At 41.3% G+C, this 13,498-nt stretch carries 7 protein-coding genes; all 7 read right to left on the reverse strand.

Annotation, left to right across the window (positions count from 1 at the left end):
• Positions 1–92: 92 nt before the first annotated feature.
• Positions 93–2,627: an endopeptidase La gene (gene lon, locus FCN14_RS01875; RefSeq protein WP_138429394.1), complete on the reverse strand. Its 2,535-nt coding sequence runs from the start codon at positions 2,625–2,627 to the stop codon at positions 93–95.
• A gap of 163 nt (positions 2,628–2,790) precedes the next feature.
• Complete coding sequence (locus FCN14_RS01880) at positions 2,791–4,350, reverse strand: DUF5723 family protein (RefSeq protein ID WP_138429395.1); 1,560 nt, start codon at positions 4,348–4,350, stop codon at positions 2,791–2,793.
• 22 nt (positions 4,351–4,372) lie between these two features.
• A complete protein-coding gene (locus FCN14_RS01885) occupies positions 4,373–6,646 on the reverse strand; it encodes an ATP-dependent helicase (RefSeq protein WP_138429396.1) in 2,274 nt (757 codons plus the stop codon).
• A 108-nt stretch (positions 6,647–6,754) separates the two neighbouring features.
• On the reverse strand, positions 6,755–9,460 hold the full coding sequence (locus FCN14_RS01890; protein WP_138429397.1) for a valine--tRNA ligase: 2,706 nt from the start codon (positions 9,458–9,460) through the stop codon (positions 6,755–6,757).
• Between the two features lie 122 nt (positions 9,461–9,582).
• Complete coding sequence (gene rsmB / locus FCN14_RS01895) at positions 9,583–10,902, reverse strand: 16S rRNA (cytosine(967)-C(5))-methyltransferase RsmB (protein WP_138429398.1); 1,320 nt, start codon at positions 10,900–10,902, stop codon at positions 9,583–9,585.
• Between the two features lie 206 nt (positions 10,903–11,108).
• On the reverse strand, positions 11,109–12,419 hold the full coding sequence (locus FCN14_RS01900; protein WP_138429399.1) for an APC family permease: 1,311 nt from the start codon (positions 12,417–12,419) through the stop codon (positions 11,109–11,111).
• A 27-nt stretch (positions 12,420–12,446) separates the two neighbouring features.
• Positions 12,447–13,307: a class I SAM-dependent methyltransferase gene (locus tag FCN14_RS01905; RefSeq protein WP_138429400.1), complete on the reverse strand. Its 861-nt coding sequence runs from the start codon at positions 13,305–13,307 to the stop codon at positions 12,447–12,449.
• Positions 13,308–13,498 lie beyond the last annotated feature (191 nt).

Below are 13,498 nucleotides of genomic sequence, written 5' to 3' on the forward strand. Positions count from 1 at the left end.
TTTTTATTTATTCAAAGTTTAAAGGGCCTAAAATAAAGAAGTCACCCCGATAAATCGAGGTGACTTCGAAAACATTTTGTCTTATATAGTTTCTAATCCATTACAATGGTTTCTTGGGTAGCATCATTGGATTTGGAACCTTTACCTTTTTGAGCCTTATAACTATCGCTTACTTTAAACCGATCTGCTGGCTCTTGAACAACTTCTTTTTCAAGCACGATATCTAGAAGAGGATCCATGCGCTCCAGGTATTGCACCTTCAGATCACCAAGGACATCTTCTTCGATTTCGGCCACATCTTTTTCATTTTTTTGAGGAAGTAGCACTTTTTCAATACCAGCTCGTTTAGCAGCAAGTACTTTCTCTTTAATCCCGCCAACTGGTAGTACCAATCCACGCAGGGTGATTTCTCCGGTCATAGCTAAGGTCCCCTTGACTTTACGCTGGGTAAATATCGAGGCTACAGCCGAGAAGATAGAAACTCCGGCAGAGGGTCCATCTTTGGGTACTGCTCCTTTGGGTACGTGAATATGGAGATCCCAATATTTGAATGCCTCATCAGGAATATTTAGCTCCTCGGAGTTTGCTTTCAAATAGGACATTGCCAGCATGGCTGATTCCTTCATTACATCACCAAGCTGACCAGTAATATGAAGTTTACCTGATCCTTTTGAGACGCTTGCCTCAATAAATAAGATATCACCACCATAAGGGGTCCAAGCTAAGCCAGTAGCCACGCCGGGTACTTTAGTGCGTTCTGCTACTTCGTTAAAGTATTTTTGCTTGCCTAGGTAGTCTTGAAGGTCATCCTCACTTACTTTATGAGGACCTTCTTCTCCTTTAGCAATTTTTGCAGCGACCCCTCGGCAAACTGATCCTATCTTGCGTTCCAGAGATCGAACGCCCGATTCTCGTGTATGTTCTTCAATGATCTGTTTTATTGCCTCATCATCAATTTCAATTTGGTCTTCTTCAAGACCATTTTCCTTGATCTGCTTAGGCAGTAAGTGTTCTTTGGCAATCTCTGTTTTTTCTTGAAGCGTGTATCCGCTTATATTAATTATTTCCATTCGATCGCGTAACGGAGCCGGAATGGTATCTAAAGAGTTTGCCGTAGCAATAAACAGAACTTTGGAAAGGTCATAGTCCAGTTCAAGGTAATTGTCAGCGAAGCTATCGTTTTGTTCAGGGTCTAGCACCTCAAGCAGAGCAGATGTGGGGTCTCCGCGATAATCAGATCCTACTTTATCAATTTCATCAAGCATCATAACAGGATTGCTAGTCTCTGCTTTTTTCATCGCACGGATAATACGTCCGGGCAAAGCCCCGATATAGGTACGGCGGTGTCCTCGAATTTCTGCTTCGTCATGAATTCCGCCCAGGCTGAAGCGTTCAAATTTACGATTTAGAGCACGGGCAATAGATTTACCAAGTGAGGTTTTACCAACCCCGGGAGGGCCGTAAAAACAGAGGATTGGCGCCTTCATATCATTTTTCAGCTTTAGTACAGCTAGATACTCTATAATACGTTTCTTAACCTTATCGAGCCCATAGTGATCTTCATCAAGAACATTTTGAGCGTTTTCCAGGTCTAGGTTGTCATCGGAATATTTCTCCCATGGAAGATCAAGGATCCACTCAATATAATTATGGATAACTCCATAGTTGGGAGAGGAGTTAGGCGTACGATCAAGTCGTGTGAGCTCTTTTTCTACCGTTTCCTGAGCTTCTTCAGGAAGATCTTTTTCTTTAGCACGCTGGCGCAGGTTTTCAACTTCTTGGTGTTGTCCATCTTCGCCAAGGGCTTCCTGTATGGCTTTCATTTGTTGACGTAGGTAAAAGTCACGCTGTTGTTCGTCAATATCAGACTTCACCTTGGTACGAATCTCTTCGCTGAGATTCAATACCTGTAGCTCTTTGTTTAAATACTCCATCACCAGTTCTATGCGATCAGAGAACTGAAGTGTCTCTAATACTTCCTGTTTATCAGCAGTAGAGACATTGAGGTTTGAGGAGATAAAGTTAAGCAAAAAGGTAGGGCTGCTGATATTATTTATAGCAACCGATGCCTCTGATGGAATATTAGGGGAGAGGTTTACAATTTTGCTTGCGGTCTCTTTTACCGATCGGATCGAGGCATCAAGTTCAACCCCTTCAAGGTCCATCTGCTGGCGGTATGGTTTAACAGTAGCCTTAAAATAGGGATCCTTTTGTAAAAACTCCTCAACCTTAAAGGTTGTTTTTCCCTGGATGACAATACTTTTACTGCCATCAGGCATTTTTATCAGTTTAAGAATTTGTGCTACCGTACCAACCTCGTAAAGATCTTCTCCGTCAGGGTCTTCATCTTCTTCATCTCGTTGGCTTACAACCCCAATAGTTTTATCAGATTCGTACGCTTCTTTAACCAAGTTAAGGGAACGATCTCGTCCCACGGTAATTGGTACAACAACACCGGGGAAAAGTACAGTATTTTTAAGGGGAAGGATAGGTAACTCATCGGGGATTTCAGATTCCGTCAGCTCCTTTTCCTCCTCTTCAGACATTAGAGGTATCGCCTGTTCGAAATCATCGAACTGGTCTTCCAGATCCTCAAAGTCAGCAATATTATTGAAGATATTCTCCATGAAAAAGCAATAGTTTTATCAAAGTTTTTGTATTCTTGAATATAGACGATGCAAATAAAGAGCCAAGCGGCAACCTTCTACCAATTAGTCATGGTTACTGGCAAAATAACAAAATGTTCGGTTAATTAGTTGATGAGTTGACAGGTTGGCAGGAAAACAAGCATCAAAAATGAAACTGCAAACCTGCAAAGGCCCCGCCTATAAGTTCAGAGGTTAATGTTCGAGAACGAATTAATATTTGAGTACTGATGTTGAAGGTCCAATTCTTAGTTTCAATACCCGTTCCCAACCCAACTTGAGTGGGTAGCCCAGAAGCAATTCGGGTGCCTGCTCGTATTGGTAATTGTTTAAGAAGATAGCCTTCTATTCCAAGATGGACTGCCAGTTTAGTATTTGTAAATGCATTATCTTTTAAACCAAGGGTTAAATCTCCCATCAACTTGATTCTTGAGTACTCAATCATAATGCCGGCGTTTAAAGAAGTAGGAAGCAGGGTGTTGAATTCATCCTCATCTACGTTCTTACTCTGAAGTAAAGGATTTTCAAGATCTGTTGCTTGGTCAAAGTATGAAAGATACTGTCCATTGGATCCAATAAACATCGTTTCAACAGCAGGCTGTAGCCCGGTTGATACAGTATCTTTGGGGATTTCCAATTGAATGGGGGCGGTTCGATGTTGAATAATACCCACATCATTAAGTGACAGACCAACACGAATGGACTTTGAAGTGATAGACTTTTTGCCGCCTTTATTTATCGTGGAAAAGTCATTACCCAATGGAATAATATAGGTTACCCCCCAATCGAATCCCAGACCGTAGCCTGTATTATTTAGTTCCAGCTGGCGGTCAAAGTTATTTTTGATACTTTCACTGACCGAAGTTCCATTTCGATATGCCTGTAGTGCACGAGAGTAGCTGCCAGTTGACTGGTAGGAAAAAGAACTTGCGAATGTGGTACGGTTACCATCTTTGGAGCGAATATAACGAGCGTCGTATTTCATATTCATCCCCGGACCGGCAAGCACAAGTTTAGGGGCAATGCCGATGTATAACTTATTTATTTGCGGAGAAAGGCCATTTAGAAATGTGAATTCTCGCGAATAACCGAAAGAGAGTTCATAGAGATGGTTTCTTTGTTGGTGCAGTGTAAAGTCTCGAACATCATTATTTTTTAATTTTGCAAAATCATTAGAATACCAGCCACGTCCTACCTCTATTCTTGAAGCAAAACGAGCACGGGCAACGATAGAAAAAGCTTCATTTTCATTTTGCCATAAAGCGCCTCCCAAAATAACATCTGACCGTGTTTGATGTTCAGATTTTAGACGGTCAGATGGGTAGTTATTATCCAATATGGTATCACGTTCTTTGGTAGAAATGGAAACGTTTTTGGCTTGGTAGGGGAAATATATATTCGTAAAATTAGAATATTGGCTATTAGCATCGCTTGAAGATAAAACCGGTTCATGTAAAATGCCGAAATGTCCGAGCCCAATATGCCACTGTCCCGATCGGTTGCGTACCATTAAATTTGCTGGATTCCATAGTGTTGATTCGAATCCAGCGATATATGCTGTACCTCCCCCTCCAAGGGCCGTATTTCGCGCACCCAGTACCGGTTGAGCCATTGACATGTGGGGTACAACAGAGGCTATGGCCATCAGTATAAAGCCCCAAAAGGTAAAGGAAGTAAAGCTCGTTGAGTATTCCGGTTTAGTCATATGTTAAAGTGATAGATACTAGTTAGCCGATGACTTCGAGTTTTGCTACTCTGAGCATTAAAGTTTTTCGGCCTCGTCCCTTAAAAAAGACCACTACTTTTGTTCGTTCTCCTTTACCACTTCTATTGATAATTTTTCCAGGACCAAATACATCATGTTCTACTTTGGCACCAACTTGGAATGGGTCTTCGTCGGGATTATCGTAATGGATCTGTGTATTATTAGATGATCGATTATTTTTATTATACAGTGGTTTTTTCCAGTCGTATTCTACTTCAGTATTATTTTTTTGGGTATTCTTGTTTCTCGAATTTTTATTGTCTGAGAAGCGTTCCTTATCCTGTTTTATGGATCCACCCGTTTCGGTGCGTACTACATCAGCACTTACTTCGTCAAGGAAGCGAGAACGGATTTTTCGTTGTTCTTCGCCATATTTATATCGGCTTCGACAGTGACTAAAGAATAACTGTTCTTCGGCTCGGGTTATTGCCACATAAAAGAGGCGCCGTTCTTCTTCAATATTAACCTCTTCGTTGTTTCGGCTGCCTACCGGGAAAAGCTCTTCTTCGAGTCCTACTACAAAAACTACCGGGAATTCCAATCCCTTCGCGGCATGTACCGTCATCATGGTAACAGCCGGCTTTTCCTCATCATATTTATCAGTATCGGTAATAAGGCTGATTTCCTGAAGGAAAGCACTGAGTGTGGGATTATTATTATTTTTTTCGAAGTATGAGATGGCATTTTCGAGTTCTAAAATATTCTCCCTTCGCGTCATTGCCTTGGGCGTATTTTCCTCAACCAATGCTTTCATATAGCCTGATCGTTCGAGCAGCTTTTTTGTTACATTAATAAGCTTTTTACCACTGGCAAGATCTTGCTTCAGCTCGTTAATCATGGCTACAAACTCTTTTACGCTGTTTTCTGCCGGTTTGTAGACATCAGCTTCTTCAACATTTTCCAGTATGCGCCAAAGTGACTGATCGGTTTCACGAGCTTTAGCCATCAGGTCAGAAAGCGATTTATTCCCGATCCCACGCGAGGGTTCATTAATAATTCGCATAAGGTTGGTATCATCATCGGGATTTATCAATAATGTTAAATAAGCTAGTACATCTTTAACCTCTTTCCGTTGGTAGAAGGAAAGACCTCCCACTAGCTGATAGGTAATACCCTTGCGTCTGAAGGTTTCTTCAAAAACACGACTTTGGTAGTTTGTACGATAAAGAATTGCAAAATCACTGTAATCATATCCCTTACGAGCTTTTAAATCCCGGATATAATCTGCGACGCGATTGGCTTCGTCCCGTTCATCGTAGTTGTCTAAAACGGTAATGGTTTCTCCCATCCCGTTATCAGTCCACAATGTTTTATCCAGCTGCTGGGAGTTGTTTTTGATGATGGAATCAGCTGCTTTTAAAATAGCCTTTGTAGAGCGATAATTTTGTTCAAGGGGGATCTTTACGGCTTCCTCATAATCATTCTTAAAGTCCAGGATATTGCGTATATCAGCACCACGAAAAGAGTAGATGCTCTGCGCATCATCACCAACAACACAAAGGTTTTTATATTTATTGGCCAACATATTGGTCACTTTGTACTGGGCATGGTTGGTATCCTGATACTCATCAATCAAGATATACTTGAAGCGATCCTGATACTTTTCCAGGACATCTTCATGTTCCTCGAACAGTTCAATCGGCTTGATAAGGAGGTCATCAAAATCCATGGCATTATTCTGTTTAAGCCGCTCAATATAAATGCCATAAATTTTGGCTGTAATATCGTCTAGGGTACTATGAACAAACTTCTGATTGTAATGGTCCGGGCTAATAAGTTCGTTCTTGGCATCACTGATTCGGCGCTGAATAATTCGAGGTTTAACCTCTTTGGGATCGTATCCTTGCTCTTTGAGAATCTGTTTAATGGCATTCTTCGCATCATCCATATCGTAGATGGAATAATCAGAGGTAAATCCAATTCTTTCGGCCTCATAACGAAGGATTTTTGAAAAAACGGAGTGAAAGGTTCCCATCCACAATTTTTTGGCTTGCTCACCAATAAGCTGCTGAATACGCTGCTTCATCTCCCTTGCTGCCTTATTGGTAAATGTTAAGGCTAAAATTTCATTGGGAGCAGCTTTTTGCTGTTGAATAAGATAAGCAATGCGGTAAGTCAGTACTCGTGTTTTTCCACTACCTGCTCCTGCAACAATAAGGAGAGGACCTTCACTGTGACGTACAGCTCGTTTCTGCTGCTTATTTAAATCATGTATAAAATCGGGTTCCTTGGGCATAGGTATTTCGGAAAATAAGTATTATGGAACGTCAATTAAGCATATACAGCTAATATACCACTGTAATTCTATTTAAAGAGTGTATTTGCTTGTTAGTTATTGGCTGTTCTATTGATCTAATTCTTCTAAATTAGCTCGGAGTTTTTCGAGATTTGTCTCAGTATCTTCTTTCTTTTGTCGTTCACGCTGGACAACTTCTTCTGGGGCATTATTGACAAATCCGTCGTTATTTAGCTTTCCTTCAACAGATTTAAGAAACCCTTCTAGTCGGTCAATCTCTTTTTGAATTCGTTCTCGTTCTTTATCAAGATCAATAAGTCCTTCAAGGGGTACAAATATTTCTGTTCCCTCAATAACAGAGGATGCCGATTTTTCTGGTTTTTCCAGATCTGCTTCTGCCTTAAAGGTCGCAATCGATTGCAGCTTATGGAAAATCCATTCATTTTCATGAAGGGCTTTTGCTGTTTTTTCGTCTTTTGCCTGGATAATTAGCTTGATATCATCATTGGGACTCAGCTTAAATTCAGCACGGATATTTCGTATAGCTGAGATCATTTTCTGAATAAGTGAAAACAAAGCCTGATCAGAATCAGAAACAGCCGACTCATTAAATGTGGGCCAGGAAGAAACGATCATGGCTTCTTCGGTGCTACGTTCTCGAATATGTTGCCAGATCTCTTCGGTAATGAACGGCATAAACGGATGCAAGAGTTTCATCAGCTGTTCAAAGAAGTTGAAGCCGCGACTCAGACGATCTGCGGGGATATTAGCTCCCGATTCATCTGCTTTAATAAGTTCGATGTACCAGTCACAGAAATCGTCCCAAATAAGCGAATAAATTTTATGCAGTGCCTCATTGATTCGAAACGATTCCATGTCTTTATTAATAGCGTCAATCGTTTCGTGTAGTCTCGAGAGCATCCAGCGGTCAACTAAGTTACTCTCATCAATTTCCAGTGAATCGGAAATAGTTGTGCCTTCAGTTCGGTTCATCGACAAGAAACGGAAAGCATTCCAGATCTTGTTGGCAAAATTTCGACCTTGTTCACAGAGTTGCTCTTCAAAAAGCAGATCGTTGCCGGCAGGGGAGGAGAACAACATTCCCACACGAACACCGTCGGTACCGTACTGTTCCATCAATTTAATAGGATCGGGAGAGTTCCCAAGTGATTTTGACATCTTTCGCCGCTGACTGTCACGAACAATACCAGTATAATAGACATTGCTAAAGGGTTTTTCGCCTTCAAATTCGTAGCCCGCAATAATCATTCGAGCTACCCAGAAAAACATAATTTCAGGAGCGGTAACCAGATCTTGTGTAGGATAATAGTATTCCAGCTCTTCATTCGCTTCACCAGTACGGATAAATTCCGGATCAAAAACGGTGATAGGCCACAACCAAGAAGAGAACCAGGTATCCAATACGTCTTCATCTTGGTGGATATCTTCGGCCGTTAATTCTGCATTGCCTGATTTTTCTTGAGCCTTTTCTACTGCCTCGTCTTCAGTTTTGGCAACGACATAATCAGTTTTTCCGTCTCCATAATACCAAGCCGGTATGCGCTGCCCCCACCAGAGCTGACGAGAGATACACCAATCGCGAATATTGTTCATCCAGTGGTTATAGGAGTTTTTAAATTTGGCAGGATGAAACTGAATATTGTCGTTCATTACATTTTCCTGAGCAGGTTTGGCCAGCTCATCCATTTTACAGAACCACTGTAGGGAAAGTCGAGGTTCAATAATGGCATCGGTGCGTTCAGAATATCCAACTTTGTTGGTCATCTCTTCGATCTCGACTAGCTGACCTGACGCTTCCAATTCTTTAATAACAAGATCCCTCGCTTCAAAACGATCTTTACCGACGTAATGCGCTGCTTCTTCACTGAGCGTTCCGTCAGCATTGAGCATGTCAATAATTTCAAGGTTGTGTTTTTGCCCAATTTCATAGTCATTTTCATCGTGAGCAGGAGTTATTTTCAGGCAGCCTGTACCATAGTCCATATCAACATAATCATCGGCAATAATAGGCACTTCACGCCCTACGATTGGGATGATGGCTGTTTGTCCAATAAGGTCTTCGTATCGTTCATCTGCGGGATTTACACAAACTGCCGTATCTGCAAGTATTGTTTCTGGACGCGTAGTAGCGATGGTAACCCATTCGTCACTGTCTTTTATTTTATACCGAACGTGGTAGAGTTTAGACTGTTCCTCACGATGAATTACCTCTTCATCTGAGAGGGCTGTTTGTGCTTCTGGATCCCAGTTGATCATACGCTTACCGCGGTAGATATAGCCTCGATTGTAGAGTTCAATGAAACAATCAATGACTGCTTCATACAGGTCGTCTTCCAAGGTAAAACGTGTGCGTTCCCAGTCACAGGAGGCCCCCAGTTTTCGCAACTGTTGTAAAATGATGCCACCGTGTTCATCGGTCCAGTCCCAAGCGTGTTCTAAAAATTCTTTGCGGGTTAGGTCGGCTTTGGTGATACCTTCTTTGCGGAGCTTTTGAACAACTTTAGCTTCTGTAGCAATAGAGGCGTGGTCGGTACCAGGTACCCAGCACGCATTTTTCCCTTGCATACGGGCTCGTCTTACAAGAACATCCTGAATAGTATTATTAAGCATATGTCCCATATGCAGTACTCCCGTAACGTTTGGCGGGGGAATAACAACCGTATAAGATTCACGGTCATCATCTGGTTCTGAATGGAAAAAGCCATTATCCTCCCAGAAGCTGTACCATTTATCTTCAATGCTACCGGGTTTAAAATGTTTTGGGATGTCTTGAGAAGCCGTGGATTTGTCCAAAATTAGGAAACCTTTTTGCAAGTTTATGTTAACAGGATTATAAGATCGGGAAGATACGAAAAAGGAAAGAAGATGTAGAGTGATCGATTAAAATCACTCTACAGGATCTGATTTTTTAAAAACTAGCTTACTCGTTTAAGTAATACGCCAAAGTGGCCATCACAATTGTGCTTGTGAGGCAGGGTTTGGTAAGCAAGTCCTCCGTGTACTATAATTTCATCTGGTACATAGCCTTCTACCGATTGTATTTCAAAATTCTCGTGGCGATCCAGGAAGTTCATTACTTGTTCCATGTTTTCTTCCTCTTCAAGCGAGCAGGTACTGTAAACAAGGCGACCGCCTTTTTTTACCATTTTAGCAGCAGAATCTAAGAGCTCAGATTGAAGCTTAATAGCATTTTCAAGTCCCTCTTTATCGCGACGCCAACGGAGGTCGGCACGCTTGCTAAGAACACCGGTTCCGGTACATGGGGCATCAAGAAGTACTCCATCAGCTTCTTCGAGCTCTAATTCAGTCACGTCTGCCCGACGAACTCGTATATTCTCTGCATGATAAGACAGAGCACTTTGTGCTAATTGGTCTAATCGGTCTGATGAGATATCCACAGCAAGAATATCTCCTTCTCCATTCATAAGGTCTGACATGAGAACACTTTTGGTCCCCGGAGCAGCACAGAGGTCATAGATGGATTCATTTGGCTGGGGATCCAGAAGGTAGGGGGCAAAACCGGCAGCTATATCCTGAACCTGACAAAACCCTTTTTTAAGCCAACCATTAGAGATAAAAGGAGCCACACTTTCCACACGAAAGTAGCCGGGTAACCAGTCACTTTCCTGAAAATCGATGTCATTTTTTGACATCCGAAGCTTAAAGTTCTCCGTTTTTGTGCGCAGATTATTTGCGCGGATGTAATATACCGGCCGTTGATTATTGGCCTGCATCAGTTTAAAAGCTTCGCGTTCACCAAAGCGATCAGTCCATCTTTTAACTAACCACTCGGGATGAGAGAACGTTGTTGCAACCAGCTTAGTACGATCTTCAAAGTCTGGTTTGGGTAGATTGTCGATATCGCGCTGTAAGTTACGTAAAATAGCGTTGGTAAGATCTCCTGTACGAGATCCCAATTCATATTTTGCTATCTCAACAGATTCATTGATAGCTGCATAATCAGGAGTGCTATCCATAAAAAGCATGTCATAGACGCCCAGTCGCAAAATGTTTTTGAGACTGGATTTCATCTCCTCAATCTTGACATTGGAAAATTGATCAATCAAAAAGTCAAGGTAACTCCGACGTCGTAAAATATTTTGAACATATTCACGTACTTCGGCACGTTCACGAGATTCAAGTCGATCCGCTTTTGCGTAATTGAGAACGTTGTTCTCATCAAATTCTATTAATATTTCCACGCTGACAGTGCGAGCAGATGCTTCAGTATCCAATGCGGTATCCTTTTTAGGTTAAACTTTTAAAATTTCTATATGTTTTCGGCCATTAATCATTCTAAGACTTTAGCCCAATACTGCTGATGCAAGTTAATAATGTGTACAGGTCGAACAGGTTGCAAAAAATACGAGATTAGGAGGGGAGTTGCTAATGGATAATTGCCAAATTATTATCAATCTTTGGCTTCGCACAAAATAGGGTTTTAATAATATTGAGTGAAAAGGTAGAAGGGGGTGCCAAGTAGCAGGATGGCTATGCCCAATAACGCTCCCCAACCGGTAAAGACAATACTTGAGTAAAGCAGATAGCTACAGATAATTATGAAAATAATGGGAGTTGCAGGGTAAAGAGGAACAGAGTACGAGCGAGGTTGTTCATTTGAGCGTATTCTGATAACAATAAGAGAGGCTGTTGTTAATAAAAAGAAAAACCAGAATACAGGAGCAGTATAATCAACCATTGTAGTAACCGCTTCCTTAGTAAAGCTCCCCAGAATTACCAGTCCTGTTGCAATCACTCCTTGCAGAATAAGCGCATTCGTAGGAGCGTTAGATCCACTATGCCATCGCCCAATAAGCTTAAAAATTGAGAAGTCACGGCCTAGGGCATAGTTGGTTCTGGCACCGGTTATAATGGTGGCATTGGCAGTGGAGAAGGCAGATATAATAATAACTATCGCTATTATTAGTGAGCCATGGCTTCCGGTTATTTGATTGCTTAATGCTACACCAATTGTATCAGAGTTACGTAGTGTCTCGAGCCCTAGTGCATGTAGATAAGCACTGTTAATAAGTAGATATAAAGCTGTAATAATTCCTATTCCAATAAGTAATACACGAGATATATTTTGGCGAGTATTTTTAAGTTCTGCAGAAAGGTATACACCTTCATTCCAACCACCATAGGTAAGTAGTACAAATATCATAGCTGCCCCGGCTGATGTGTTGACAGAACTTTCAGAGATCTCAGCAGATTGGGAAGTGGCAATAAGACCAGCAAAGCCTGTAACTAAGAGTAAGCTAACGATAAGGATCGTCAGTATAGTTTGTAAATTTTTTGAGGAGCTTGTCCCCAAAATATTAACAATGGTAAGGCTTATGACTGTACAACCTGCATATATAGCATTACTATTTGGACCGAAATCATAGATTAAAGTAGCATAGTCTCCAAGTATAAATGCTGCTAATGCTATTGATCCGGTTTGAATTACAGTCATCCGACCCCATGAAAATAGAAATCCAATGCCGGGACCGAATGCTTTCGTTAAAAAATGATATTCGCCCCCTGCATCCGGATGATTTGCAGCCAGTTCGGCATAGCATAAGGCTCCGAGCATTGATATCACACCACCGGCCAACCAAAAAGCAATGTATTCCATACCCGATGCTGAATTTTGTGCTACCATCGAAGGGAGACGAAAAATACCGATGCCTATTACAATACCTACAACAACTGAAATGGCACTTAAGTTGCCAAAAATAGGTAGGGGACGACCGGAATTACTATTGTTCATAATATGAGAGTCAGATATGAAGGTCGCTTAGTTCTTGATTGGGTTCCAATTGTTGATTTCGGCTTTTTTATCAGCATGTATCTGCATGATGCCATCAATCTGGTTATTTCCTATTCGTCCGCTACAAACGAGACTTTGAGCTCCATTTGAAGCTTTTATTGTAATTCGCCGCCCTTTCAAATAAGCACTTTTGATGCTATAGGTAGCTCCCTGGTTGTCGGTAAGGTTGACTTCTATTTTTTGAAAATTTTGGGTTATATCCATCGAAAATGTCCTTGTGCCATTTGACCATTGCCAACTTCCCTCTACGTTAGCAGGAATAACCCAATAAAAAATATTATGAGTATGGGTGCTGCCTTTAACTTTAAATGCATCTTGTTTATCGGGTTCCCATTTCCCCATGTCAAAGCTGTGAGATACTATTTTAGTGCCGGGCTCGAGTGTTTGTAAAAGTTCGGGCCGTAGCTTTTTATTAATGGATGGAAGCAGATACATTGTAATTATAGATGCATTGCTAAAGTCTGTTTCAAAGATGTCCGCTTCCACGAACATTACCTGTTTGTCTACTCCCTTTTGATAGGCCTTTTCGCGGGCTTCTTTTATACGTTTTGGGTCCAACTCCACACCATGTCCACTGGCTCCATGCAGGGCTGCAGTAATTACGATACGTCCGTCTCCAGAACCAAGGTCAATAACATAGTCACTGGGTTGCAGGTCAGCTATTTCCAGCATTCGGCTAACAACCTTCTGTGGGGTTGCTACATATGGAACATCCAGATTTTGTGCTGTCAGGGAATGCGCAGGAATTAGGAATAGTGCTATGAAGAGTAAGCTGAAAGAGGGGAGGCAAGAACTGTGAGCCTTATAACTTTGAAAATAGTTCTTCATAATTACGCTCCTTTTTAAGTTGATGAATGAAACCAGATTTGATTTTATATTCCTTTATATTTAGTAATGTATTGATTTAAAGTTTAAAAACCTTATTAATAAAGCCTTTATTGTCATTTACCATTAATTATCAAGGCAGTACTTAGTTTAGGTTGGGTAATATTGTATATTGGTATAAGTCTAGTTGTTTA

Source organism: Fodinibius saliphilus (assembly GCF_005869845.1).
In the GTDB taxonomy this organism is placed as follows: domain Bacteria; phylum Bacteroidota; class Rhodothermia; order Balneolales; family Balneolaceae; genus Fodinibius; species Fodinibius saliphilus.

Excerpts from the sequence above, each read along its gene's own strand:
- lon (WP_138429394.1), bottom strand. The coding sequence starts at position 2,627 with ATGGAGAATATCTTCAATAATATTGCTGACTTTGAGGATCTGGAAGAC.
- FCN14_RS01885 (WP_138429396.1), bottom strand. The coding sequence starts at position 6,646 with ATGCCCAAGGAACCCGATTTTATACATGATTTAAATAAGCAGCAGAAA.
- FCN14_RS01905 (WP_138429400.1), bottom strand. The coding sequence starts at position 13,307 with ATGAAGAACTATTTTCAAAGTTATAAGGCTCACAGTTCTTGCCTCCCC.
- FCN14_RS01900 (WP_138429399.1), bottom strand. The coding sequence starts at position 12,419 with ATGAACAATAGTAATTCCGGTCGTCCCCTACCTATTTTTGGCAACTTA.
- FCN14_RS01880 (WP_138429395.1), bottom strand. The coding sequence starts at position 4,350 with ATGACTAAACCGGAATACTCAACGAGCTTTACTTCCTTTACCTTTTGG.